Annotated in this window: 23 protein-coding genes; 8 read left to right on the top strand and 15 right to left on the bottom strand. The window is 70.9% G+C overall.

Annotated features, from left to right (window positions below):
• Positions 1-5 precede the first annotated feature (5 nt).
• Together mshA and Q1A98_RS19130 are read right to left on the bottom strand one after the other, a co-directional pair.
• Entirely contained in the window at positions 6-1364 is a 1359-nt protein-coding gene (gene mshA, locus Q1A98_RS19125; protein ID WP_299576390.1) for a D-inositol-3-phosphate glycosyltransferase, read from the bottom strand.
• Positions 1361-2206, bottom strand: a complete 846-nt coding sequence (locus tag Q1A98_RS19130; protein WP_299576568.1) for an alpha/beta hydrolase — start codon at positions 2204-2206, stop codon at positions 1361-1363. Before Q1A98_RS19130 ends, mshA begins: the two co-directional genes overlap by 4 nt.
• Positions 2207-2489: 283 nt before the next feature.
• On the opposite strand from Q1A98_RS19130, the gene Q1A98_RS19135 reads away from it, so the two are divergent.
• The 5 genes from Q1A98_RS19135 to Q1A98_RS19155 all read left to right on the top strand — a co-directional run bounded on the left by Q1A98_RS19135 (position 2490) and on the right by Q1A98_RS19155 (position 8578).
• Entirely contained in the window at positions 2490-3464 is a 975-nt protein-coding gene (locus Q1A98_RS19135; protein WP_299576392.1) for a pirin family protein, read from the top strand.
• Between the two features lie 168 nt (positions 3465-3632).
• Complete coding sequence (locus Q1A98_RS19140; RefSeq protein WP_299576394.1) at positions 3633-5828, top strand: bifunctional SulP family inorganic anion transporter/carbonic anhydrase; 2196 nt, start codon at positions 3633-3635, stop codon at positions 5826-5828.
• Between the two features lie 109 nt (positions 5829-5937).
• Positions 5938-6873: a zinc ABC transporter substrate-binding protein gene (locus tag Q1A98_RS19145; RefSeq protein WP_299576396.1), complete on the top strand. Its 936-nt coding sequence runs from the start codon at positions 5938-5940 to the stop codon at positions 6871-6873.
• A 17-nt stretch (positions 6874-6890) separates the two neighbouring features.
• Positions 6891-7688, top strand: coding sequence for a metal ABC transporter ATP-binding protein (locus Q1A98_RS19150; protein WP_299576398.1), 798 nt, complete (start codon positions 6891-6893; stop codon positions 7686-7688).
• Positions 7685-8578, top strand: a complete 894-nt coding sequence (locus Q1A98_RS19155) for a metal ABC transporter permease (protein ID WP_299576400.1) — start codon at positions 7685-7687, stop codon at positions 8576-8578. Before Q1A98_RS19150 ends, Q1A98_RS19155 begins: the two co-directional genes overlap by 4 nt.
• Positions 8579-8714: 136 nt before the next feature.
• Here the strand turns inward: Q1A98_RS19155 and Q1A98_RS19160 are convergent, their stop codons facing one another.
• The 3 genes from Q1A98_RS19160 to Q1A98_RS19170 are packed head-to-tail and all read right to left on the bottom strand — an operon-like array spanning position 8715 to position 10502.
• Positions 8715-9731 (bottom strand): cation diffusion facilitator family transporter, encoded by a 1017-nt coding sequence (locus Q1A98_RS19160; protein WP_299576402.1) that lies wholly within the window; start codon positions 9729-9731, stop codon positions 8715-8717.
• Positions 9728-10132 (bottom strand): metalloregulator ArsR/SmtB family transcription factor, encoded by a 405-nt coding sequence (locus Q1A98_RS19165; protein ID WP_299576404.1) that lies wholly within the window; start codon positions 10130-10132, stop codon positions 9728-9730. The genes Q1A98_RS19160 and Q1A98_RS19165 overlap by 4 nt, the downstream gene beginning before the upstream one ends.
• Positions 10133-10166: 34 nt before the next feature.
• Positions 10167-10502 carry a DUF2599 domain-containing protein gene (locus Q1A98_RS19170; RefSeq protein ID WP_366943484.1) on the bottom strand — a complete coding sequence of 112 codons (336 nt, stop codon included), beginning with the start codon at positions 10500-10502 and terminating at the stop codon, positions 10167-10169.
• A 174-nt stretch (positions 10503-10676) separates the two neighbouring features.
• Here Q1A98_RS19170 and Q1A98_RS19175 point away from each other — a divergent pair, with 174 nt between their 5' ends.
• Positions 10677-11528: an alpha/beta hydrolase gene (locus Q1A98_RS19175; RefSeq protein WP_299576406.1), complete on the top strand. Its 852-nt coding sequence runs from the start codon at positions 10677-10679 to the stop codon at positions 11526-11528.
• Here the strand turns inward: Q1A98_RS19175 and Q1A98_RS19180 are convergent.
• Positions 11457-13022: a carboxylesterase/lipase family protein gene (locus tag Q1A98_RS19180; protein ID WP_299576408.1), complete on the bottom strand. Its 1566-nt coding sequence runs from the start codon at positions 13020-13022 to the stop codon at positions 11457-11459. The two genes, Q1A98_RS19175 and Q1A98_RS19180, sit on opposite strands and share 72 nt — an antisense overlap.
• A gap of 22 nt (positions 13023-13044) precedes the next feature.
• Between Q1A98_RS19180 and Q1A98_RS19185 the strand changes: the two genes are divergently transcribed.
• Positions 13045-13812 (top strand): 5-oxoprolinase subunit PxpA, encoded by a 768-nt coding sequence (locus tag Q1A98_RS19185; protein WP_299576410.1) that lies wholly within the window; start codon positions 13045-13047, stop codon positions 13810-13812.
• A 26-nt stretch (positions 13813-13838) separates the two neighbouring features.
• Here Q1A98_RS19185 and Q1A98_RS19190 read toward each other — a convergent pair whose 3' ends face one another.
• Positions 13839-14432: a TetR/AcrR family transcriptional regulator gene (locus Q1A98_RS19190; RefSeq protein WP_299576412.1), complete on the bottom strand. Its 594-nt coding sequence runs from the start codon at positions 14430-14432 to the stop codon at positions 13839-13841.
• A gap of 61 nt (positions 14433-14493) precedes the next feature.
• On the opposite strand from Q1A98_RS19190, the gene Q1A98_RS19195 reads away from it, so the two are divergent.
• Positions 14494-15369 (top strand): oxidoreductase, encoded by an 876-nt coding sequence (locus Q1A98_RS19195; protein WP_299576414.1) that lies wholly within the window; start codon positions 14494-14496, stop codon positions 15367-15369.
• A 31-nt stretch (positions 15370-15400) separates the two neighbouring features.
• Here the strand turns inward: Q1A98_RS19195 and rlmB are convergent, their stop codons facing one another.
• The 8 genes from rlmB to Q1A98_RS19235 are packed head-to-tail and all read right to left on the bottom strand — an operon-like array spanning position 15401 to position 24149.
• Entirely contained in the window at positions 15401-16369 is a 969-nt protein-coding gene (rlmB, locus tag Q1A98_RS19200) for a 23S rRNA (guanosine(2251)-2'-O)-methyltransferase RlmB (protein ID WP_299576416.1), read from the bottom strand.
• A complete protein-coding gene (gene cysS, locus Q1A98_RS19205; protein WP_299576418.1) occupies positions 16369-17757 on the bottom strand; it encodes a cysteine--tRNA ligase in 1389 nt (462 codons plus the stop codon). The genes rlmB and cysS overlap by 1 nt, the downstream gene beginning before the upstream one ends.
• A gap of 28 nt (positions 17758-17785) precedes the next feature.
• Positions 17786-18259: a ribose-5-phosphate isomerase gene (locus Q1A98_RS19210; protein ID WP_299576420.1), complete on the bottom strand. Its 474-nt coding sequence runs from the start codon at positions 18257-18259 to the stop codon at positions 17786-17788.
• Positions 18256-19995, bottom strand: coding sequence for a dihydroxyacetone kinase family protein (locus tag Q1A98_RS19215; RefSeq protein WP_299576422.1), 1740 nt, complete (start codon positions 19993-19995; stop codon positions 18256-18258). Before Q1A98_RS19215 ends, Q1A98_RS19210 begins: the two co-directional genes overlap by 4 nt.
• On the bottom strand, positions 19992-21146 hold the full coding sequence (locus Q1A98_RS19220; RefSeq protein WP_299576423.1) for an ABC transporter ATP-binding protein: 1155 nt from the start codon (positions 21144-21146) through the stop codon (positions 19992-19994). The genes Q1A98_RS19215 and Q1A98_RS19220 overlap by 4 nt, the downstream gene beginning before the upstream one ends.
• Positions 21143-22291, bottom strand: coding sequence for an ABC transporter ATP-binding protein (locus tag Q1A98_RS19225; RefSeq protein ID WP_299576425.1), 1149 nt, complete (start codon positions 22289-22291; stop codon positions 21143-21145). Before Q1A98_RS19225 ends, Q1A98_RS19220 begins: the two co-directional genes overlap by 4 nt.
• A complete protein-coding gene (locus tag Q1A98_RS19230; protein ID WP_299576427.1) occupies positions 22291-23193 on the bottom strand; it encodes a carbohydrate ABC transporter permease in 903 nt (300 codons plus the stop codon). Before Q1A98_RS19230 ends, Q1A98_RS19225 begins: the two co-directional genes overlap by 1 nt.
• A complete protein-coding gene (locus Q1A98_RS19235; protein WP_299576429.1) occupies positions 23193-24149 on the bottom strand; it encodes a carbohydrate ABC transporter permease in 957 nt (318 codons plus the stop codon). Before Q1A98_RS19235 ends, Q1A98_RS19230 begins: the two co-directional genes overlap by 1 nt.
• Positions 24150-24157: the final 8 nt, after the last annotated feature.

The raw sequence follows: 24157 nt of genomic DNA on the forward strand, positions 1-24157 counted from the left end.
GAGAGTCAGGCGCGGATTCCCGCGCGGCGCCGAGTCCACCGGCGCGGACGTGCCGGTGCACCCACCGGCGCCGCGGATCGGGCACTGCGGGCAGCGTCCAGGCCGCGCTGTGCAGCTGCGTAGTCGGTGACGGCGCGGTGGTAGCTGTCGAGCAGGTGATCGGCGGTCGCCGACCACGAGAACCGGCGGGCGTGCGCGGCGGCGGCCTCCCCCATCCGGGTCAACGTATCCGGCGACGCGAGCGTGGCCTCGACGGCCGCGGTCCAGCGCTCGACGTCGTGGCCGGCGACAAGGGTCCCGGTGACACCGTCGTCGACGGCGACGCCCAACCCACCGACGTCGGCGGCGACGACCGGCACGCCGCTCGCCTGCGCCTCGACGGCGACGAGCCCGAAGCTCTCCGAGTAGCTCGGGACACCGACGAGATCCGACGCACGGTAGACCTGCGCGAGCCGACCCGGCGGTTGCGGCGGGAGGAACGTGACCGACTGTGCGACACCGAGTTCGCGCGCGAGATCGATGAGTGCAGTCGGCCGCGCCAGTCCGGATCCCGACGGCCCGCCGACCACGAGCAGTCGCAGGCGCCGTCGTCCGTCGCGGATGAGCGGGGCCACCGCACGCAGCAGCACGTCGGGCGCCTTGAGCGGCTGGATGCGGCCGACGAAGGTCACGATCGTCTCGTCGTCGGCGAGATCGACACCGAGCGAACGCAGCTCGGCTCTGGCCTGAGCACGCGACCCGGGGCGGTAGACGTCGAGGTCGACACCGGGTGTCGCGACATCGACCCGACCGGGGTCGGCGTGGTGGATCGAGATCAGTTGGCGCGCTTCGGCGTCGGTGTTCGCGACGAGACGGTCGGCCTCGTCGACGACCTGCTGCTCGCCGACCTGCCGCAGCATCGGCTCGGGTTCGTCACCGGCGGCGAGCGAGGCGTTCTTCACCGCGGCCAGGGTGTGCGCCGTGTGGACGAGAGGGACGCGCCACCGGTCGCGCGCCAGCCATCCCACCTGTCCCGAGAGCCAGTAGTGCGAGTGCACCAGGTCGTAATGGCCCGGCGGGTGCAGCGCCTCGGCGCGAAGCACACCCGCGGCGAAGGCGCAGAGCTGCGTCGGGAGATCGCGCTTGTCGAGCCCTTCGAACGGTCCGGCCACGACATTCCGCACGGTGATCCCGTCGGCGGCGTGGACCACCGGTTCGTCCGACGACGACGTGGCCCGGGTGAAGATCTCGACCTCGACCCCGCGGCGGGCGAGCTCGCGGGCGGTCTGCCAGACATAGACGTTCATCCCGCCGGCGTCTCCTGTCCCCGGCTGGGCGAGGGGCGAGGTGTGCACCGACAGGACGGCGACGCGGCGCAGCGTCATCGCGCACCTCCCGCGGTGGCGACCGACACCGATCGCGCGACGAGTCGGTCGACCGCACCGGCGAACCGGGCCGGGTTCTCGACGAACGGTGCGTGTCCTGCGCCCTCCCACAGGTCGACGTCGACGTCGCCCGGCAGGAGGGTCGCCGCGTGGCGGGCGGCACTCACGTCGACGACGGCGTCGTCGGTGCCGTGCAGCACCAGGACCGGCATCCGCAGGGTCGGCAGGAGGTCGTCGTGCGAGGCGGTACGGGCGAACAGACCCGCGCGGGCGGCGGGACGGGTCGAGAGCGAGGCACCGAAGAGGAACTGCGACTGCGCGCCGAGATCGGCGCGATGGGCCGGCACCAGCGCGTCCCCGAAGGACGACAGCGCGCGGATCGCCGTGCGCGGATCGTCGGAGTACGCATCGGGCAGGGCAGTCCGCATCGCGGTCCCGACCCGACCGCCGCGCTCGCCGCGTCCCAGCGAGGTGATGGCCCCGACCAGACCGACGCCGACCACGGGCGGCCCGTCGGATCTGCCCTCGGCGCGGGAGGCGAGGAGGTCGCAGATCACGAGCCCGCCGTAGCTCCACCCGACCGCCACGACACCCTCGTCGCCGCACTCGGTCGCGAGCACGGCCTCGATGTCGCCGACGAGCAGATCGGCCGAGAAACCCTGCCCGGGATCGTCCAAGACCGCGGGCATGCCGGAGGCGCCGTGACCGCGCAGGTCGACGGCGATCACCCGGTGACGTGTGGCGAGGTCGGCCAGCAGATGAGCGCCCCAACTGCCGCCGTTCTGCGCCCACCCGTGGATCAGCAGGAGCGCGGGCGCCGCGGTGTCGCGGTCGCCCCACACGCGGTAGGCGACGGTGACGCCGTCGAGGCCGGTCACCGACCTGACACTCGTCGCCACCGGACCCCCGTCGGCCGTCGACACCGGACCGCCCGCGGTCGTGGGCTGCACCCTGGACATGTCTCCACAGTAGGCACCCGACGCGTGCGGGATCAGACGGTGGCGACCGACGTCACGCGGGAACAATACGGACCGCGGTCCGGTTACACGGGATGTCCCGCCCACCGGGACGCGATCGGAGACGATCGCCACCGACGCGCCACATCGCGCCGCGAGGAGGACCACCATGCCCGCAGTCACCGCAGACACGTTGACGCTCGACCGCGTCGAGGCCCCCGGCCCCGCCGACACCGAGCGCCCGGTCCGCTCCGTCACCACCGGCCCGCGCGGACACGAGGGCGAGGGCTTCCCCGTCGTCCGCGCCTTCGCCGGCGTCAGCAAGGCCGACCTCGACCCCTTCATCCACATGGACCAGATGGGTGAGGTCGACTACGAGCCGGGCGAGCCCAAGGGCACCAGCTGGCATCCGCACCGTGGCTTCGAGACCGTCACGTACATCATCGACGGCAAGTTCGCGCACCAGGACTCCCACGGCGGCGGCGGGTTGATCGCCGACGGCGCGACGCAGTGGATGACCGCGGGCTCGGGCATCCTGCACATCGAGACCCCGCCGGCCGAGCTCGTCGAGAGCGGTGGCGTCTTCCACGGCATCCAGCTGTGGGTGAACCTGCCGCGCTCGGAGAAGTTCTCGACCCCCGCCTACCAGTCGATCGAGGGCGAGCAGGCGCGCCTGATCTCCTCCGCCGACGGCGGGTCGCTGGTGCGCATCATCGCGGGGTCCGTCGGTGCCCACCGGGGCCCCGGGTCGACGCGCACGCCGATCACGCTCGCGCACGCCACCATCGAGCCGGGCGCGCAGTTGAACGTGCCGTGGCAGCGCGACCACAACGCGCTGGTCTACGTGCTCTCGGGCGAGGGCACGGTCGGACCCGTGGGCCACCCCATCACCGGCGGTCAGCTCGCGGTGCTCGGGCCCGGTGACCGCATCACCGTCTCCGCGGCGGGGACCCAGGACTCGAACCGTCCCGCCATGGAGGTGCTGCTCCTCGGCGGCCGACCCATCCGCGAGCCGGTGTTCGCCTACGGACCGTTCGTCATGACGACCAAGCAGGAGGTCATCGACGCGATCGAGGACTTCAACGCGGGCCGCTTCGGCGTGATCCCCGCCGACGCCCTCATGCCGCATCGCTCGGTGCGGTGACCGACGCCATCTGAACGCCCATCACAGGGCCGGGGTCACACCCCGGCCCTGTGACGTCCCACAGCCCGGACGGGGTCCGCATCGGGCCCGCTCCAGACTTGTCGGTCATTTCTGTCTCTTGGTAACTTATTTAAGATCGCTTTAACATTCCGCCCGTACGTTGCGGACATGCACCGACCAGCCGCCCTCTCGCCGGCGTCCATCCGCGATGTCCTCCGCTACGACGTGCCGTCCTCGCTCGTCGTCTTCCTTGTCGCTCTTCCCCTTTCGCTCGGCATCGCGATCGCCTCCGACGCCCCCGTGATGGCCGGACTCATCGCCGCCGTCGTCGGCGGGATCGTCGCGGGCGCCCTCGGCGGCGCACCCCTGCAGGTGAGCGGTCCGGCCGCGGGCCTCACCGTCGTCGTCGCCGAACTCGTCGCGACCTTCGGCTGGAAGGTCACCACCTTCATCACCGTCGGCGCCGGGGTCCTGCAGATCCTGTTCGGGCTCAGCCGCGTCGCCTCGGCGGCTCTGGCGATCGCACCGGTCGTGGTCCACGCGATGCTCGCCGGCATCGGCGTCACCATCGCGCTGCAGCAGATCCACGTGCTGCTCGGCGGGACCACCCAGAGTTCGGCGTGGGAGAACGTCGCCGCCCTCCCGGGCGCCGTCGCAGACGTGTCATGGCCCGAGCTCCTCGTCGGCGGCATCGTCGTGGTCGTCATGCTGGCGTGGCCGTCGCTGCCGGCATCGGTCCGCAAGGTCCCCGGTCCGCTCGTGGCGATCGTGGCCGCCACCGCGGTCTCCCTCGTCGCCGGCCTCTCGGTCGACCGGATCTCGCTGAACGGCAACTTCTTCGACGCACTCGCCCTCCCCGAGCTGCCGTCGGGCAACTGGGGTGCGGTGGTGCTCGGCATCGTCACCGTCGCGCTCATCGCGAGCGTCGAGTCGCTGCTGTCGGCGGTCGCGGTCGACAAGATGCACACCGGTCCGCGGACGAACTTCAACCGGGAGATGCTCGGTCAGGGCACCGGCAACATCGTCGCGGGCATGGCGGGCGGACTGCCCATCACCGGTGTCATCGTCCGCAGCACGGCCAACGTGAACGCCGGTGCACGCACCCGCGCATCGGCGATCCTGCACGGCGTGTGGGTGCTGGTGTTCGCCGTCGTGCTCACGGCCGTCGTCGAGCAGATCCCGATGGCCGCCCTGGCCGGCCTGCTGGTGGTGATCGGTGTGCAGCTGGTGAAACTCGCGCACATGCGCACCGCCCTGCGTACCGGCGACCTCGTCGTCTACCTGGTGACCATCCTCAGCGTCGTGTTCCTCAACCTGCTCGAGGGCGTCGGGATCGGGCTGGCGCTGGCCGTCGGGATCGTCGTGTGGCGTGTGGTCCGGGCGTCCATCACCTCGCAGCCGTTCGGCACCCCGGGTTCCCGTCAGTGGGAGGTCGCCATCCGCGGGTCGGTCAGCTTCCTGTCGCTGCCCCGGCTGAACAAGGCGCTCACCGCGGTCCCCGCCGGTGCGCACGTCACCATCGCCATCGACGCGGACTTCCTCGACCACGCCGCGTCGGAGCTGATCGGCGACTGGTCGTGGGCGCACGAGGCCGGCGGCGGCACCGTCGTCGTCGAGGAGACCGGCCTGGCCCTGATCGCCGACGCCTCGACCGCGCCGCCGCGGCGACATCAGGTCCGCCGTCGCGTGCTCGGCATGACGCCGTGGCGATCCCGGGTGTTCACCCCGGACGGGCAGAGCCCGGCGCTGCGTCCCATCCGCACCGGCGTCGACCGCTACCACCGCGACGACGTCGACGACATGCGCGAGCTGATGGCCGGACTCGTCGACCGTCAGGATCCGGACACGCTGTTCCTGACGTGTGCCGACTCGCGACTCGTGCCGAACGTCATCACCTCGAGCGGTCCCGGTGACCTGTTCACCGTCCGCAACGTCGGCAACCTCGTGCCCGCCGAACCCCACACCGACCCCTCGGTGGAGGCGGCACTGGAGTTCGCCGTCGAGCACCTCGGTGTGAGCTCGATCGTCGTGTGCGGCCACTCCTCGTGCGGCGCGATGACCGGGTTGCTCGCCGACGACGAACCCGCCGGTGCGGTCGGCGCATGGTTGCGGAACGCCCGGGCGAGTCTGGCCGCGTTCCGCAGCGGACACCCGGCCGCGCGCAGCGCCGCCGACGCCGGGTTCGGCGAGGTCGACCAGCTCGCGATCGTCAACGTCGCCGTGCAGATGCAGACACTGCAACGCCATCCGCTGGTCGGTCGTGCGATCGCCGACGGCCGAGTCCGCGTCGTCGGGATGTTCTTCGACATCCCCACCGCGCGGGTCATCGACGTCACCGCGACCGGGGTGACCGCCGGGGTGTGAGACGCCTGCGGGACCCGACGCCGGTGCGCGTGCGTCGGGTGTCGCGGGCCCCGCTCGGCACCGCTTCTTGACAACGGTTACCATTTCCGACCGAGAGAAGGAGATCAGGATGATCAGGGTGCGCGGCAGAGGACCACAGGTGCGCGTGATCGCGGCGACGGCTGCGGCCACCGGCGTCGTGCTCACGGGGGCGGCGTGCGGCCAGAACACGGGGCCGGCGGAGCCGGGCAAGCTGAACGTGGTCGCGTCGACCGACGTCTGGGGTGCGGTGGCGAAGGCCGTCGCCGGCGACGCAGCGGGTGTCCGGTCCATCTACTCCTCCCCCGACGGCGACCCCCACGAGTTCGAGGCGACCGCGCGAGACAGCGCGACCATCAGTGGCGCCGACGTGATCGTCGAGAACGGTGCCGACTACGACGCCTACATGGAGAAGGCGCAGAAGAACCCCGACTCCCCGGTGATCGACGCCTTCGACGTCTACAAGAAGGACGATCCCGGCGCGCCCACGGGCGAGGGCGAGGTGAACGAGCACTTCTTCTACAACCTCCGCGTCGTGCGCGACGTCGCGTCGGACCTGGCCGACGCCATGGCCGAGAAGGACCCGCCGAATCGGCAGACCTACCGCGACAACGCCGATGCGTTCGCGACGAAGATCGAGGCGCTCGAGACCGAGCTGGCCCGGATCAAGGCCGCGCACAACGGGCAGAAGGTCGCGCAGACCGAGCCGCTCGCGGCGTATCTCCTCTCCGAGGCGGGGCTCGTCGACGCCACCCCGACGTCGTTCACCGACGCCGTCGAGGCCGGCAACGATCCGCCCGCGTCGGCTGTCGCGACGACCGAGGGCCTCATCGACAAGCGTGAGGTCCGGGCGCTGCTCTACAACACCCAGGCGACCGACCCGACCACCCAGCGCCTGCTCGAGCGCTCGAAGTCCGTGGGACTGCCCGTCGTCGAGCTGACCGAGACACTCCCCGAGGGCGTCACCGACTACGTCGCCTGGCAGACGAAGCAGATCGACGCGATCAGCTCCGCGGTGTCCCGCTGACCGCGACACTGGCATCCGTGGAGTCCCGTCCGGTCGTCTCGATCCGTGGTGCGCGCCTGGCGTTCGGCGCGCGCACGCTGTGGAGTGAGTTCGATCTCGACATCGCACCCGGTGAGTTCGTCGCGGTGTTGGGGCCCAACGGATCCGGCAAGACGTCGCTGTTGCGGGTGCTCCTCGGTCAGTACCGCCTCGACGCGGGAGCCGCTCACATCGAGGGACGGGTCGGGTACATCCCGCAGCAACGGCCAATCCCGGAGGGGGTGCCGCTCCGGGGACGCGATCTCGTCGGGCTCGGCGTGGACGGCAGACGCTGGGGTCTCGGGATCCGTGGCCGTCGCTCCCGTGAGGCCGCCGTGGACGCGGCGATCGACCAGGTCGACGCTCGGGCGTTCGCCGACGGGTCGCTCGGGATGCTGTCCGGCGGCGAGCAGCAGCGACTGCGCGTGGCCCAGGCGCTGGCGTCGGACCCGTCGGTGCTCCTCTGCGACGAGCCGCTGCTCTCGCTCGACCCGGCCAACCAGGCGCGGGTCGCGCAACTGATCGACCGCCGCCGTCGGTCCGCCGCCACCTCGGTGGTGTTCGTGACGCACGAGATCACGCCGATCCTGCCGTTCGTCGACCGCGTGGTGCACCTCGTCGACGGGCGGTTCCGCATCGGGACGGTCGACGAGGTCATGACCTCGGAGACACTCAGCGAGCTCTACCGCAGCCGGGTCGACGTGATCCGTCTGCGCGACCGGATCGTGGTCGTCGGCGCCGACGAGGCCGCGTGCCACGGCGTCCACACCGAACCCCCGGCGGAGGTCGAACCGTGAACGGCGCGACATGGTCCTCGTTCTTCGACACCGGCGAGACCTGGTTCCTGCTGCAGCAGGAATTCGTCCTGTACGGGCTCGGCGCGCTCGGCCTCATCGCGCTGCTCGGCGGCCTGCTCGGGCCGACCGTCGTGAGCCGCCAGATGTCGTTCGCGGTGCACGGCACCTCCGAGCTCACGTTCACCGGCGCCGCGGCCGCGCTGCTCGCCGGGGTGAGCGTGAACATGGGCGCCCTCGCCGGGGCGGTCGTCGCGGCCCTCGTGTTCGGCTTGCTGGGAAACCGTGCTCGCGAACGTGATTCGGTGATCGGCGTCGTCCTCGCGTTCGGACTCGGCCTCGGGTTGCTCTTCGTTTTCCTGCACGGGCGGGTCGGGACGGGTTTCTCCCTGTTGGCCGGGCAGGTCGTCGCCGTCGGGTCCGACGGGCTGCGAGACGTGCTCATCACGACGGTCGTCGTGATCGCGGTGCTCGCGGTGATCTACCGGCCCTTGCAGTTCGCCAGCACCGACCCCGACGTCGCCGAGGCCCTCGGTGTCCCGACCCGACTGCTGTCGGTGGTGTTCGCGGTGATCCTCGGTGCGGCCGTGGCCCAGGCGGTGCAGATCATCGGCGCCCTGCTGGTGATGTCCCTGCTCATCACCCCGGCCGCCGCAGCGGCACGCGTCACGTCGCGGCCGCTGGTGGTCGTCGGCCTGTCCGTGCTGTTCGCGGAGGTCGCCGCTCTCGGCGGGATGGTGCTGTCGCTGGCGCCGAACCTGCCCGCGTCGGTGCTCGTCACGTCGATCTCGTTCGCGATCTACGTCGTCTGCCGGATCGTCGGCCGACGTCGCCTCTCCCGCACCGCTGTCGCCTCCCGACAGCGCGTCGAGCAGGCCGCCCCCGTCGCCTGACGCTCTACATACAGGGTTCGCGCTCCAGTTCCAGGGTTCCCGCTCCACACATTCGAGGACGCTCCGGATACATCCGGAGCGTCCTCGAATATGTGGAGCGTCTCGCGGGGTGGCGCCCTGAATGTGGAGCGCCCGGTCAGCGGCGTACGACGTGCTCGCGGTGTCCCGGGTAGGCGTGGACCAGCGCCGAGGCGACACCCGGGATGTGGTCGACGAGTTCACGTTCGGCGCGGTGGGCGGTGGCGTGCGCGTCCCGCAGCGGCGCGGCCTCGTCGACGTCGACCTCGATCTCGGCGTGCATGCGGTGACCGATCCAGCGCATCCGGACACCGGTGACACCGAGCACCCCGGGCACGTCGCCGACCACTCGTTCCGCCTCCCCGACGACCGCGGGGTCGACGGCATCCATCAACCGACGCAGCACATCTCGCCCAGTCGTCCACAGCACCCCCGCGATCGCGACGGTGATCAGGAGCCCCACGATCGGGTCGACGATCGGCACGCCCAGCGCGGCACCGCCGGCTCCGACGAGCACCGCGAGTGAGGTGAACCCGTCGGTGCGGGCGTGCTGCCCGTCGGCGACGAGGGCGACCGAGCCGATCGACCGCCCCACCCGGATGCGGTACTGCGCGACGATCTCGTTGCCCACGAAGCCGATCGCGCCGGCCGCCGCGACCCACGCCAGGTGGGTCGGTGGCTGCGGATCGACGAGGCGGCGGATGGCCTCGTATCCGGCGAGCACGGCGCTGGCCGCGATCATCACGATCACCACGAGCCCGGCCAGGTCCTCGGCCCGCCCGAACCCGTAGGTGTAGCGGCGCGTCGGCGATCGACGTCCGACGAGGAACGCGAGGGCCAGCGGGATCGCGGTGAACGCGTCCGAGAAGTTGTGGATGGTGTCGGCCAAGAGCGCGACCGACCCCGACAGCAGCGTCACGACGAGCTGCACCAGCGCGGTGACGAGCAGCACCGCGAAGCTGATCCCGACGGCTCGGATCCCTCGCGCGCTCCCCTCGATCGTGTCGTCGATGCGATCGGCGGCGTCGTGGCTGTGCGGGGTCACCGCATGCGGCACGAATCGCCACACTCCGTGACCGTGATGGTGGTCGTGGTCGTGGTGGTCATGGGGATGCGCGTGCGTGTGGTCGTTCATCCGCCCGACACGTCCCGGATCGGCTCGACGACCCCGGGCACCTCGGCGTGCGCGTCGGCGCGGTGGTGTCCGGGGACACCGGGGCCGGCGTGCTCGGCGTTGAACACCGCGTCGACGACCATCTGCCGGACGTGGTCGTTCTCGATGCGGTAGTGCACGGTGGTGCCCTCCTTGCGGGTGTACACCAGCCGCGCCATCCGCAGCTTCGCGAGGTGTTGGCTCACGGACGCGGGCGGCTTCCCGACCTTCTCCGCGAGCTCGGTGACCGAGCACTCGCGGTCGACGAGCGCCCACAGCACCTGGACTCGGGTCGGGTCGGAGAGCATCCGGAACACCTCGACGATGAGCGCGACCTGGTCGTCGGCGAGCGTGCGGCGGCAGACCTTCTTATCTGCATGCATACGCAGATAGTAGCGAAGTCTGATGCCGCGGCGCTCAGATCTCGGGTCCCCCGGGATTGCAGCGGGCAGCGATCATCTGCTGGGAGTCGACGACGGGCCGCCACGGCTCCAGGTTCCAACTCGGTTTGTCCGGCTCGACGAGACGGGCGAAGGTCCAGTGACAGTCGAACTGCGCCTGCATCCCCGGCGTCCCCGCGGTCGGGTCGTCGGCGAGCACCTCGCGCCAGGCCTCCGCCGCGTCACCGTCGCCCTGGGCTCGCCGCCCCGACGACGTCGGATAGACCTGCAGGCTGCGGCCCGACGGCGTGGTCACCCAGACGACGCGGTCGATGAACGGTGGCACCGCGGGCGCCGTCGACGAGGTGATCACCGCGGGCGGCGCAGACGGCGACGACGATGCGGGCGCGTCGGGAGTCGGCGAGCCGCAGGCGGCGACCAGCAGCAGGACGGCCCCGACGCCCAGCGCCGATGCCCGTCGGGGCGAAGGTGTCGATCGGATGTCGATCTCGGCCCCTCCCCCCTCGCGTCTGCCAGCATGTTCGCCATGCCCACTCGGCCTGCCGTCGACCATACGCAGCCCGGCGCACCGTCCACCGCGGACGATCGCCACGCTGTCCGGCCGGGTGACCGCGTCGACGGCGGCTGCTACGTCGACGTCGCGGGGCACCCGATCTGGCACTTCGACTCCGGCGACGGCAGCCCGGTCGTGCTGCTGCACGGGGCGTTCGCGGGGGCGTCGTCGTTCGGGGCGCAGATCCCCGAACTCCTCAAGTCGGGGTGGCGGGTGCTGGCGCCCGAGCGCGCCGGACACGCGCACTCCCCCGACGACGGCCGCCCCTTCCACTACTCGCGCATGGCCGACGACACGATCGCCTATCTCGACGTCGTCCTCGGCTCGGCGTCGCGGCTCGTCGGGTGGAGCGACGGCGCCGTCGTCGCCCTGCTGGTGGCGCAGCGTCGGCCGGATCTCGTCGACCGGATGGTGCTGATCGGTCAGTACTTCAACAGCGACGGCAAGGTGGCCGACGGGATCACCGAGTCCCTGCTCGCGGGGTCGGAGACCATCCGGTTCCTCTCCGCCGAGTACGACGCGGTGAGCCCCGACGGTCCCGAGCACTTCGCCGAGATCCACCGCAAGACGCTCGCGATGATCGGCTCCGAACCGGAGATCGAGCTGGCGACGCTGGGTGAGGTGACCACCCCGACCCTGGTCGTCCAGGGGGACCGCGACGAGGTCACCGTCGCCCACACACTCGCGGTGGTCGACGCGCTCGACAACGCACGGGCGGCGGTGCTGCCGGGGACGCACCTGCTCCCGCTGGAGTCACCCGACGTCTTCAACCCCCTGATGCTGTCCTTCCTCGCCGGCGATCCCCCCGCCGAGTGGGACCTCTGAGTAGGAGCGGTACCCGGCCCAGGCGGCGCGACGCTCGGCCTTCGGGTCGAACTCGACGCGCATCGGGTCGTCGATGATGCGCACCGCACGCGTCTCGGTGTCGTAGCGCGGCCACCCCGAGCGCGGGGCACCCGTCGCGGCGAACGATCCCCAGTCGGCCTGGACGGCCTCGGTGACGCGCCGCGCGGCGTTCTTGTCGCCGACCGCGGTCACCACGGATCCCCACCGCGACGTGAACAGACCGAACACGGCGAAGAGCTCCATCGCGTGTGTCGGACCGAAACCGGCCCAGTCGAGGATGCGAGTCGAGTAGTCGTACCGGTACACGTACGTGGGCGCGGTCCGGCTGTGGCCGTCGGCGATCGCGACCGATGGCGCCCAGAAGATCATGTCGCCCATGATCTTCCGACACGCTGCGGGCTCCGGGAAACCGGGATAGGCCGCGATGATGGCGTCGCGGATCTCGGGTCGCGCACCCTCCAGGGAGCGCTCCACCGCCTCCGGCGTCGTCGGCAACACGGGGAAGATCTTGGCGAACAGGTTCGCCTCGACGCGGTTGCTCCCGATGATGAGCGGCACCGGATGGGTGCGGCCGTCCGCGGCGGCGTCGATGGGGTCCTGCGGCAGGATCGACCCGTCGATCGTGGGACCGAACGGCTGCGCGCCCGGCACCAGTTTCCCGGCCTTGCGCGCGAGACGATCCCCCGCGCGGCCGAGTTCGCCCGGGGTCGCGGTGTGCAGCGCCGCGACGGGGTCGTCGTGGGTCTCGCCGAGGATGTCGACGAACGTCTCGGCGAACGTCGTCGCCCACTCCTGCGGGAGCGTCAGCGCGGGCGCGGAGCTCTGGGCGATAGCGCGGGCGAAGAGCCCCTCCGCCGAGGGCGTCGCCAGGAGCGTCGTCACGGCGTTGCCACCGGCGCTCTCACCGAACACGGTGACGTTGTCCGGGTCCCCGCCGAATCCGGCGATGTTGCGCTGGACCCACTGCAGGGCGGCCACCTGATCGCGCAGGCCCAGATTGCCGTCGAAGGTCCGTCGATCCGACGAGTACCCCGTCAGGTCCAGGTAGCCCAGCGGACCGAGGCGGTAGTTGATCGAGACGTACACGACGCCGGTCGCGCGGACGATCGCGTCGCCGCGGTACATCTGCGACGAGCCCAGGATGTACGCACCGCCGTGGATGAACACCATCACCGGGAGCGGACCGCTGCGGTCCGCCGGTGCGATCACGTTCAGGGTCAGGCAGTCCTCGCTGACCGGCTGGTGCTTGTTGATGCCCGTCGTCGTGTACCGACGGGCCTGCGGTGCGGCGTTGCGAAAGCTCACACACCGCCGGACACCCCGCCACCCGACCGGCGGCTCGGGCGCGCGGAAGCGACGTTCGCCCATCGGGGGCGCGGCGTACGGGATCCCCCGCCAGGAGTGCAGTCCCTCGTGCACGACGCCGTCGACGACACCGTTCTCCGTGGTCACCAGCGTGTCAGCGTGTCCCATGATCCGACACTAGCCTGTGGTGATGGCCAGTCCGCGGACCGATCTGAACGCCGATCTCGGCGAGGGATACGGGGTGTGGCGTCTCGGCGACGACGAGGCGCTGCTGTCGGTGGTGACCTCGGCCAACATCGCCTGCGGCTTCCACGCCGGCGATCCCGCGGGGCTCCGGACCACCTGTGCGGCGGCGGTCGACGCCGGCGTGCGGATCGGCGCCCAGGTGTCCTATCCCGACCGCGTCGGATTCGGCCGCCGCTTCGTCGACGCCGCCCCGGATGACCTCACCGCCGACGTGATCTACCAGATCGGCGCGCTCGACGGCATCGCGCGGTCGGTGGGTGGCCGCGTGGAGTACGTGAAACCCCATGGTGCGCTGTACAACACGATCGTCCACCACGAGGTTCAGGCCCGGGCGGTGGTCGACGCCCTGCTCGCGGTCGACGTCACCCTCCCCCTCGTCACCCTCCCCGGGTCGGCGGCCGCGCGGCTGGCACGCGACGCCGGGATCCGCGTCGTGGCCGAGGGTTTCGCCGACCGCGGCTACCGGTCCGACGGGTCACTCGCACCGCGCGGCACCGACGGTGCACTGCTCTCCGACACCGCCGAGATCTGTGCGCGCACGGTCCGCATGGTGACCGCGAACGAGGTCGTCGCGGTCGACGGCAGCATCGTCCCGGTCGAGGTCGACTCGATCTGCCTGCACGGTGACACGCCCGGCGCGGTGGATCACGCCCGCGCCGTCGCCGCCGCCCTCACCGACGCCGGGGTCACGCTCAGGTCGTTCCTGACCTGAGGTCCTCAGACGACAACGGTTGTCCGTCAACGGTCGTCGGCGGGACCGACGAACAGCGTGGTCGTGTCGTCGATCAGGACGCCTGCCTCCTCGGATGTGATGCGGCCCGTCCCGACCAGCGTCGCGATGCCCTGGAGGGTGGCGATGAGCAGCATCTGGGTGCGCTCCGGGTCGGCGAGCGGCCGGACCCCGGCCTCGTGCCCGTCCAGGACCACTCGTCGCGACACCTCGTAGAAGCGGCGCACGGCCTCCGTCAACGACGGGGGCGGGTCGACCGTCTTCGTGAACATGAGATCCAGCAGCGCCGGCTCGGTCGCCGCGAAGTCGACGAACACCTCGGCCAGAGCGCGGAATCGGTCCCGGTGATCAGGATGCGCGGTCGCGGCGTCGGACATCCTCCGCGTCATGAGCTCGAAACCCCTCTCCGCGAGGGCGTTCACGAGCGCGTGGCGATCACGGAAGTGTCGACGGGGCGCCGCGTGGCTGACGCCGGCGTCGCGCGCCAGCTCTCGCAGTGACAGCGCGTCCACCCCACCGGAGCGGATGACCTCATGCGCCCGGTCGAGCAACACCGCGCGCAGATTCCCGTGGTGGAACGGCTTGTCGGCTGCGGAGCCCATGTGGCGAACCTACCCCGATGTAGTCGTTGACTACAATGTTGACACCGGCTACTTTGACGGGATGACCACACCCGAGCCCTCATCGACGCCGCCTCGCGACCTGACCGGGAGGACCGCGGTCATCACCGGCGCCAACTCCGGTATCGGATGGTCCACCGCGCAGGCCTTCGTTCAGCGCGGAGCGCACACCGTGCTCGCGGTGCGCGACACCGACAAAGGCCGGGAGGCCGCATCCCGTCTCGACGGATCCACGGAAGTGGTCTCACTCGACCTCGCCGCCCCGGCGTCCGTCACCCGCTTCACGCAGGAGTGGGGAACGCGCCCGATCGACTGGCTGATCAACAACGCCGGCATCAGCACCACCGACCTTCACCGGACCGCCGACGGTCGCGAGCTGCAGTTCGCGACCAATCATCTCGGGCCGTTCGCACTGACCACCCTGTTGCTGCCCAGGATCACGACGCGCATCGTGACGGTGTCCTCGATGGCGGAGCGTCGGGCCCGCCTCGACCTCGACGACCTCGATTGGGAACGACGGTCCTACAACGGGTTCCAGGCCTACGCCAACTCGAAGCAGGCGAACCTGCTGTTCACCGCAGACCTCCAACGTCGCCTCGACGACGCGGGGTCGTCGGTGCGGGCTCTCGCGGCGCATCCGGGTTTCGTCGCCACGGGCATCTACGACGGGACCACCAACCCGGTCGCGCGACTCGCGGTCCGTCTGGTCGCGCAGCCACCGGAGGCGGGCGCGCTACCGACCCTCCACGCCGCATTCGCCGATCTCCCCGGCGACACCTTCACCGGGCCGAGACACCTTTTCCACATGCGCGGCGGAGCGCAGGTCATCACACGCTCGGCGACAGCCGCGGACCCCGAGCTCGCTCGCGGGCTCTGGGAGGCGAGCGAGCGGCTCACCGGCGTCCGTTTCTCTCTCTGACTCCCGGCCGGGCCACGCGACCCGTCGCCGACTACCGGGTGCGACGCTGCCGTGCGAACTCGGCGAGGACGACGCCGGCCGCGACGGAGGCGTTGAGGCTCTCCACGTCACCGGCCATCGGGATCGACAGGATCGAGTCGCACGACTCGCGCACCAGCCGCGAGAGTCCCTTGCCCTCGGAACCGACCACGACGACGGTCGGACCGGTGCCGTCGTAGTCGTCGAGCGTGGTGTCGCCGTCCGCGTCGAGGCCGACGAGCTGCGCACCGCCGGCAGCCCAGTCCTTCAGCGTGCGGGTGAGGTTCGGGGCCTGCGCGACCGGGAGGCGGGCCGCGGCACCGGCACTGGTGCGCCAGGCGACCGCGGTCACGCTCGCGCTGCGCCGCTGCGGGATGACGACACCGTGACCACCGAACGCGGCGACGGAACGGATCACGGCACCCAGGTTGCGGGGGTCGGTGATGTTGTCGAGCGCGACGAGCAGCGGCGGTGTCCCGCTGTCGACGGCGGCACGCATGACGTCGTCGGGGTGGGCGTACTCATAGGCCGGCACCTGCAGCCCGACACCCTGGTGCAATCCGTTGGCGCTGAACCGATCCAGCTCGGCCCGGCTGGCCTCGAGGATCGCGATGCCCTTGTCGCCGGCGATCGCGACGGCCTCGGACACCCGCTCGTCGGGGTTGCCACCGACCTGGACGTACAGCGCGGTGGCGGGGACGCCCGCACGCAGGCACTCGACGACGGGGTTGCGGCCGACGACGTACTCGGGACCGTCCTCGTCGCGGCGACGCGGCGACGAGCGGCCGCCCCGGCCGGCGGGTGCGGACTTGGCCGCGGCCTTCGCCCGCTTGTGCGCGACGTGGTACGGCCGGTCCTCGGCCTTGGGGGTGGCGCCGCGACCCTCGAGTCCGCGACGGCGGTTGCCGCCGGACCCCGCGACCTGCCCCTTCTTCGACCCGGTCTTGCGGACCGCGCCCTTGCGCTGCGAGTTGCCGGCCATCACTGCCCCTTCAGGTTCCACTGCGGGCCGTCGGCGGTGTCCGTCACCTCGACACCTGCCGCAGCGAGTCGGTCGCGCACGGCATCAGCGGTGGCGTAGTCCTTCTCGGCGCGCGCCGTGGTGCGACGCTCGAGTTCCGCGCGGACGAGGACGTCGAGCGCCGACATCGCCTGCGAGTCGTCGCCCGCGCTCTCCCAGCGGGGATCCAGCGGGTCGACGCCGAGCACCGCGGTCATAGCCCGGACCGCCGACGCCGCGTCGAGGGCACCCTGCGCGTCACCCGCCTCGGCGGCGGAGTTCCCCTGGCGCACAGCGGCATGGACCTCCGCGAGAGCGGCGGGCACCCCGAGGTCGTCGTCGAGGGCGGCCGCGAATCCGTCTGTCACCGAACCGATCTGCACGTCCCCGAACCGCGAGCGCACCCGGTGGACGAACGACTCGATCCGGCGGTACCCGGCGGCGGCCTCGGTGAGCGCACCGTCGGAGTACTCCAGCATCGACCGGTAGTGCGCGCTGCCGAGGTAGTAGCGCAGCTCCACCGGACGCACCCGCTGGATCATCGCGGGGATCGACACGACGTTGCCCAGCGACTTGCTCATCTTCTCGCCGCCCATCGTGACCCAGCCGTTGTGCAGCCAGTACTGTGCGAAACCGTCACCGGCACCGTGTGATTGGGCGATCTCGTTCTCGTGGTGCGGGAAGATCAGGTCCATCCCACCGCAGTGGATGTCGAACTCGGCCCCCAGCAGCGACGTCGCCATCGCCGAGCACTCCAGGTGCCATCCGGGACGTCCCGGCCCCCACGGCGTCGGCCACGACGGCTCACCGGGTTTCGCGGCCTTCCACAGTGTGAAGTCACGGTCGTCGCGCTTGCCGGTGCCCGCGCTCTCGCCCTGGTGGACGTCGTCGAGGCGATGTCCCGAGAGCGCCCCGTAGCCCGGGAGGCTGCGGACGTCGAAGTAGACGTTGCCGTCGGCGGCATAGGCGTGCCCGCGGTCGATCAACCGCTCGATGTAGGTGACCATCTGGGTTATGAACCCCGTCGCCCTCGGCTCGGCCGACGGCGGCAGCACACCGAGCGCGTCGTAGGCCGACGCGAACTCCCGCTCGTGCGTCGCGGCCCACTCCCACCACGGTCGGCCGGCGTCGGCGGCCTTGGTGAGGATCTTGTCGTCGATGTCGGTGACGTTGCGGACGAACCGCACGTCGAGACCGGAGTGGGCCAGCCAGCGCCGGAGGATGTCGAAGGCGATGCCGCTGCGGACGTGACCGATGTGCGGGACACCCTGCACCGTGGCACCGCACAGGTACACCGACGCCTCACCCGCGCGGAGCGGGGTGAAGTCGCGCAGCTCACGCGCGGCGGAGTCGTACAGGCGCAGGGTCACGTCCGGCGATCCTACGGCAGGTCCGCCCTCAGCAGTCGCCTCCGGACTCGTATCCCCGGAGCGCATCCACCTTCGCCGCCGACGGGCTCGACCGGTCGAACGTGTAGCCCAGCCACTCCTTGGCCAGCCGCCGGGCGAGTTCGACGCCGACGACGCGCTGACCGAAGCACAGCACCTGCGCGTCGTTCGAGAGCACCGACCGCTCCACGGAGAAGCTGTCGTGGGCGCTGACGGCACGGATCCCGGCGACCTTGTTGGCGCTGATCGCCATCCCCAGCCCGGTGCCGCAGACGAGCAGCGCCCGGTCGGCCTCGCCGTCGGCCACCATCCGCGCCGCGGCCACCGCGACGTGCGGATACGCGGTGTGGTCGCTGTCGCCGGACACCCCGACGTCGGTGACCACCTCGACACGTCCGTCGGCCTCGAGGTCCCGCTTGAGGATCTCCTTGTAGTCCAGGCCGGCCTCGTCGGCGCCGACGACTATCCGGAGCTTGTCGCTCATCGCGTTCCTCCTGTGCTGTGTGTGGCCAGCTCGGTGGCGACGGTGCGCGCGCACATGGCCAGTGACGTGGCGCCGGCGTCGGGGGTGCCCACGCTGCGCGCGGCGAGCGGGCGGGCTCGACCGACGCGCGGACGCATCTCGGCGGTGTCCGACGCCGCCGTGGTCGCGACCTCGGCGGCACGCGCCCAGGCCCCCTGCCATGCGGTGCCCGCGGCGACGTCCTCCTCGAGCGCCTCGACGAAGGGTGCGAGGGCGTCGAGCATCGTCTTGTCGCCGGGGGCGGCACCGCCGAGCGCGACGAGCGCGTCGTAGCCGTCTCGGACGCCGGCGGCGATCGCGGACCCGTCGGGGCGGCCGGTGTCACCGAGGGCGGCACCGATCGCGGTGAGCATCGCGCCCCAGAGGACCCCGGAGGTGCCGCCGGCCCGGGAGGCCCACGCCGAGCCCGCGGCGGCGAGCGTCGACGCCGGGCCGGCACCCGCCTCGACGGCGGCGTCGGCCGCCTGTGATCCAGCCGACGACCCCTTCACCATCCCGCGACCGTGATCGCCGTCGCCGGCGACCGCGTCGATGCGACCGAGCTCGTCCTCCGCGTCGGCCAGCATCGCGGCCATCGCCGACAGCAGCGCGGCGATCCGCGCCGCGGAGTCCCGACCGTCGTCGTCGGACAGCAGCGACGGATCGACGGTCTGGGCGGCGTCGGTGTCGTCGTCGGTACGACGCTCGCCGCGCGCGGCCACCGCGGCTCCCTTGCGGTAGGCGGGGGTGTCGGCAGGAGCAGTCCAGAGTCGCTCGAGGTCGTCGTCGAGCCACATCACCGTCAGCGAGCACCCGGCCATGTCGAGGCTGGTCACCAGTTCACCGACCTCGGGGTCGACGACGGTGTAGCCGCGCTCGCGCAGCAGGCTCGAGACGGTGCCCCAGACGACGAACAGCTCCTCGTATTTGGTGCGTCCGAGCCCGTTGAGGATGACCGCGATGTGACCGGTGTGGTCGGCGGGTTCCTCGGCCAGGACGCCCTCGACGAGGGTGCGGGCGAGGTCGGCCGCGGAGGGCAGCGGCTCGTCGGCGACGCCGGGCTCTCCGTGGATCCCCAGACCGACGCCCATCTGGCCGGCCGGCACGGTGAACAGGGGATCTTTCGCGCCGGGCATGGTGCAGCCGTCGAAGGCGACACCGAGGGTCCGGGTGGCGTCGTTGGCGGCGTGGGCGATGCGGACGACCTCGGCGAGGTCGGCGCCCTCCTCGGCTGCGGCCGACGCGCACTTGAAGACGGTGAAGTCGCCTGCGATCCCGCGGCGCCGGGACTCCTCGCCGACCGGTGCGCTGGCGACGTCGTCGGTGACGCCGACGTACTCCGCCTCGATGCCCTCCGACCGCAGCTGGGTGACGGCCAGGCCGAAGTTCATGACGTCGCCGGCATAATTGCCGGTGGTCAGCAGGACGCCCGCGTCGGAGTGGGCCGCGCGGGCGACCGAGGTCGCGTCGTCGGCGGACGGCGAGGTGAAGATGTTGCCCACCACGGCACCGTCGGCGAAGCCGGGGCCGACGACCCCGCAGAACGCCGGGTAGTGACCTGAGCCGCCACCGACCACCACGGCGACCTTGCCGGGCGGGGTGGTCGTGGCCCGGACGACGCCACCGCGGACGCCGGTCACCCGATCGGCGTGGACGTCGAGGAAACCGGTGAGCATGTCCTCGGTGAAGCGTGCGGGGTCGTCGTGCAGGCGGGTCATCGGAGGCGCTCCCCGGAGCTCCTGTCGAACAGGTAGACCCGCTCGGCGGGTGCGTCGACGACGACACGGTCCTCGGACGCCCACGTCTGCTCCGGTGGGGTCGCGACGACGATCCCCTCCTCCCGCCCCGGCACCGTCGCGGTCGCGAGGCCGAACTCGAGCAGGTGCTCGAAGTAGGCGACGGTCGCGGGGATGCCCGGACCGTCGTCCGCTGCGCGGACGGTCGCGTCCTGCGGTCGCACGCCCACGGTGACCTCGGTGCCGTCGGCGACCGACTGCGCGGCGGTGGCGAGTGCCCCGCCGCCGCTGCCGATCTCGACGACGACCCTGCCGTCGCGATGCCGGACGACACCGGGCAGGACGGTGATGGCGGGCTCGCCGACGAACTGCGCGACGAACAGGTTGGCGGGGTCGTCGAACACCTCGTCGGGAGTGCCGAACTGCTGCACCACACCGCCGTCCATCACGGCGAGGCGGTCCGCCAGTGACAGCGCCTCCACCTGGTCGTGGGTGACGACGATCGTCGTGTAGCCGAATTCCCGCTGCAACACCTTGAGTTCTCGCCGAACCCGTTGGCGTGCCGAGGCGTCGAGGTGACTGAGCGGCTCGTCGAGCAGCAGCACGGGCGGGTTCCGGACGAGCGCCCGCGCGAGAGCGACCCGCTGCTTCTGTCCGCTCGACAGGCCTGCGGGACGCAGGGCCATCATGTCGGTCATCTCGAGACGCTCGGCGATGGCGTCGACCTTCGCGGCGGCGTCGGGGACCTTGCGTGCCTTCAGTCCGTAGAGGAGGTTCTCGCGCACCGACATCGGGGGGTACAGCGCGTAACTCTCGAATCCCACGCCGACGCCACGCCGGGAGGCGGGCATCTCCGAGATCTCGGTGTCGCCGATGCGGATGGACCCGCTGGTGACCGTCTCGAGCCCGGCGATCATCCGCAGGGTGGTGGTCTTGCCGCATCCGGACGGTCCGAGCAGGGCGATCAGCTCCCCCGGCTCGATGGCGAGGTCGAGGCCCTTGACGGCGCGGAACTCCTCGCGACCGCGGGCGGAGTAGGTCTTCACCAGGTTCGAGAGGGTGAGGCTCTGCGCCCCGTCGGTCGTCGACGCGTCGTCGTCGCGCTTGCGACGGGAGTCAGACAGGATGCTCATGCGTGTGCCTCCAGGCTGGGGGCCGTCGCGCCGCCGAGACGCGCGGTGTCGCCGCCGCCGGCGGATCCGGTGGACGTCGCGGCGAACAGGTGGATGTCGTCGGGGGCGACGGTGACCGTCACCTCGGAGCCCTCGGTGACGCCGGCCCGGCTGGTGACCAGGACGACGATCTGCTCGCCGCCCGCGGACACGGTGAGTTCGACGTTGCGGCCGAGACGTTCGGCGAGGAGCACCCGACCCCGGATCCCCGGGGCGGTGCCGTCGGCCGCGACGGACAGGTCGCACGGACGCAGACCGACGCGGACGCGGTCGCCGCGCGACACGTCGACCCCGGCGGGCACCGGCAGCTCGACAGTGCCGTCTCCGAGGCGGAACGTTGCCCCGCCGTCACCGGCGTCGACGACACCGTCGAGGAGGTTCATCTCCGGCTGGCCGAGCGCCCGCCCGACAAACGTGTCGGCCGGTCGACGCCAGATCTCCTGCGGCGTCCCGATCTGCACCAGTTCTCCCTCGCGCATCACCGCGATGCGGTCGCCGAGGGCCAGCGCCTCCTGGTAGTCGTGCGTGACGTAGACGGTGGTGGTGTTCGACATCTGGCCGAGCTGCTTGAGCTCAGCACGCATCGCCGCCCGCAGTTTGGCGTCGAGGTGACTCAGCGGCTCGTCGAGCAGGTAGACGTCGGCGGGACGCACCAGCACCCGCCCGAGGGCGACGCGCTGACGCTGTCCGTTCGACAGTTCCCGCGGGAACCGTTGCAGCAGATGGTTGATGCCGAGTGTGCTGGTGACCTGCTCGATCCGCTCGGTGCGTTGGGCGGCGGAGTACTTGCCGGTGCGCCCCGACTTCAACGGCGACGCGAGGTTCTCGCTGACCGTCTTCTGCGGGTACAGCGCGTAGCTCTCGAAGGCCATCGCGACGTTGCGGTGGTACGGCTCGACCTGCGTCATGTCGACGCCGCCGATCCGCACCGACCCTGCGTCGATGTCGACGAGACCGGCGATCGACTTGAGCGTCGTCGTCTTCCCGGCACCGCTGGGCCCCAGGATGACGAAGAACTCGCCGTCGGCGATGTCGACGGAGATGTCGGACACCGCGGCGGTCTTCCCGTAGGTCTTCGTCAGACCGTTCAGTTCCAGTGTGGCCATCAGGATTTCACCGCTCCGAAGGACAGGCCCCGCACGAGGTACCGCTGGATGGTCAGGGCGAGGACCAGCGGGGGCAGGGCTGCGATCACCGCCGCCGCGGCGGTGAGGTTGTAGTACGCCTGGCCGCCGCCGCCGAGGAACTTGGTGATCGCGACGGTCACCGTGCCGGCGTTGCTGTCGGCGAGGATCAGCGGGAAGACGTAGTTGTTCCAGGCGAAGATGAACGCCAGCAGGGCCGCCGCGGCGATGCCGGGACGCACCATCGGCAGCGCGACCATCACGAACGCGCGGCTGCGGGTGTACCCGTCGAGCAGGGCGGCCTGTTCGAGGTCTTCGGGCAGGTCCTGGAAGTAGGACCGCAGGATCCACACCACCAGCGGCATCGTCACCAGCTGCAGCACCCAGATCATGCCGACCTTGGTGTCGAACAGACCGACCTGGTTGTAGATGACGAACAGCGGGACGATCACCATCAGCTCCGGGGCGAACCGGAACGACAGCATCTGGAACATCAGGTCGTCGCTGCCGCGGTACTTCCACCGCCCTGCGGCGTACGCCGCCGGGATGCCGATGACCAGCGAGACGATCACCGCGCCACCGCAGTTGAGGACGCTGGTCCACAGCGAGGCGGTGAAGTCGACGCTGGTCATCCGCTCGCCCTTGCTGGAGAGCACGGTGGCGAAGTTCGACCACGTCGGGCTGAACTGGAAGTAGGTGGTGGTCTGCTCGGCCGAGTTCTTCAGCGCCAGGATCACCATCCAGGCGATCGGGAAGAGGGAGAACACGAACCACACCAGCAGGGTGAGGTCGGCGGCGACCGAGCCGCCGGTGAACCGCTTGCGCCCGGGGAGCAGCTCCTCCCGGCGCGGGAGATGCGGTCGGGGAATGCGTACGCCTGCCATCAGGACTCCGCTCCCGCAGCACGACGCTGCGCCTTGCCCAGCACGCCGACGAGGATGCGTGCGGTGATGAACACGAGGATCCAGAGCAGCAGCATGTAGGTGCTGCCCCGGGAGTAGTCGAGGTTGATGATCGAGTCCTCGAACGCACCGATCTGCAGGGTGCGGGTCGCGACACCGGGGCCGCCGGCGGTGAGGACGTAGATGTGGTCGAACACCTTGAGGTTGTCCATGAACCGGAAGATGACGGCGACCAGGATGTAGGGCCAGATCATCGGCAGCATCAGCTTGCGGAACATGTAGAACCATCCGGCGCCGTCGATCTCGGACGCCTCGAACGGTTCCTTCGGCAGCGACCGGATGCCGGCGAGGACGAGGATCGCGACGAACGGCGTGAAGATCCAGATGTCGACGAGGATCACCGAGAACAGCGCGTTCGACCGTGACAGCCAGTCGAACGTGCTACCCAGGCCGAACACGTGGTTGAGGATGCCGAACTGCGGGTTGAACATCAGTTTCCAGATGACGCCCGCGATCACCGGCGCGATCATCAGCGGGAGGATCAGCACCTTCTCGAAGATCTTGCCGACGATGCTCGAGCGGTTGAGCAGCAGCGCGAGGCCGACGCCGAGGAGCGTCTCGAGCAGCGTGGCGCCGACCGCGAAGATCGCCGTCGTCCGCACGCTCGACCAGAAGATCTCGTCGCCGAGGACGGACTTGAAGTTGTCGAACCACACGAACACCGGGTCCGGGTTGACCGCCGCGTAGTTGAGGAACGCGTAGTACGCGCCGACCACGAACGGGTACAGGATGCCGATGACGATCGCGACCGCCGGCAGCGACAACAGATAGGGCCGGAGCCGTCGGCGCCAGGACGGCACCTCCGGCAGCTTCCGCCCGGGCACCGGATCCGGTGCGGCGGAGGACGCCTCGGCGGGCGTGGACGTCTGCGTTGACATGGGTGGGC

The organism is uncultured Williamsia sp. (assembly GCF_947494875.1).
In the GTDB taxonomy this organism is placed as follows: domain Bacteria; phylum Actinomycetota; class Actinomycetes; order Mycobacteriales; family Mycobacteriaceae; genus Williamsia_A.

What these genes read in the sequence shown, in the direction of transcription:
- Q1A98_RS19135 (WP_299576392.1), top strand. Translation starts at nt 2,490, where the DNA reads ATGCCCGCAGTCACCGCAGACACGTTGACGCTCGACCGCGTCGAGGCC.
- Q1A98_RS19165 (WP_299576404.1), bottom strand. Translation starts at nt 10,132, where the DNA reads ATGCATGCAGATAAGAAGGTCTGCCGCCGCACGCTCGCCGACGACCAG.
- Q1A98_RS19160 (WP_299576402.1), bottom strand. Translation starts at nt 9,731, where the DNA reads ATGAACGACCACACGCACGCGCATCCCCATGACCACCACGACCACGAC.
- Q1A98_RS19195 (WP_299576414.1), top strand. Translation starts at nt 14,494, where the DNA reads ATGACCACACCCGAGCCCTCATCGACGCCGCCTCGCGACCTGACCGGG.
- Q1A98_RS19210 (WP_299576420.1), bottom strand. Translation starts at nt 18,259, where the DNA reads ATGAGCGACAAGCTCCGGATAGTCGTCGGCGCCGACGAGGCCGGCCTG.
- Q1A98_RS19235 (WP_299576429.1), bottom strand. Translation starts at nt 24,149, where the DNA reads ATGTCAACGCAGACGTCCACGCCCGCCGAGGCGTCCTCCGCCGCACCG.
- Q1A98_RS19190 (WP_299576412.1), bottom strand. Translation starts at nt 14,432, where the DNA reads ATGGGCTCCGCAGCCGACAAGCCGTTCCACCACGGGAATCTGCGCGCG.
- Q1A98_RS19140 (WP_299576394.1), top strand. Translation starts at nt 3,633, where the DNA reads ATGCACCGACCAGCCGCCCTCTCGCCGGCGTCCATCCGCGATGTCCTC.
- Q1A98_RS19215 (WP_299576422.1), bottom strand. Translation starts at nt 19,995, where the DNA reads ATGACCCGCCTGCACGACGACCCCGCACGCTTCACCGAGGACATGCTC.
- Q1A98_RS19220 (WP_299576423.1), bottom strand. Translation starts at nt 21,146, where the DNA reads ATGAGCATCCTGTCTGACTCCCGTCGCAAGCGCGACGACGACGCGTCG.
- Q1A98_RS19180 (WP_299576408.1), bottom strand. Translation starts at nt 13,022, where the DNA reads ATGGGACACGCTGACACGCTGGTGACCACGGAGAACGGTGTCGTCGAC.
- Q1A98_RS19230 (WP_299576427.1), bottom strand. Translation starts at nt 23,193, where the DNA reads ATGGCAGGCGTACGCATTCCCCGACCGCATCTCCCGCGCCGGGAGGAG.
- Q1A98_RS19185 (WP_299576410.1), top strand. Translation starts at nt 13,045, where the DNA reads ATGGCCAGTCCGCGGACCGATCTGAACGCCGATCTCGGCGAGGGATAC.
- Q1A98_RS19225 (WP_299576425.1), bottom strand. Translation starts at nt 22,291, where the DNA reads ATGGCCACACTGGAACTGAACGGTCTGACGAAGACCTACGGGAAGACC.
- mshA (WP_299576390.1), bottom strand. Translation starts at nt 1,364, where the DNA reads ATGACGCTGCGCCGCGTCGCCGTCCTGTCGGTGCACACCTCGCCCCTC.
- Q1A98_RS19175 (WP_299576406.1), top strand. Translation starts at nt 10,677, where the DNA reads ATGCCCACTCGGCCTGCCGTCGACCATACGCAGCCCGGCGCACCGTCC.
- Q1A98_RS19145 (WP_299576396.1), top strand. Translation starts at nt 5,938, where the DNA reads ATGATCAGGGTGCGCGGCAGAGGACCACAGGTGCGCGTGATCGCGGCG.
- rlmB (WP_299576416.1), bottom strand. Translation starts at nt 16,369, where the DNA reads ATGGCCGGCAACTCGCAGCGCAAGGGCGCGGTCCGCAAGACCGGGTCG.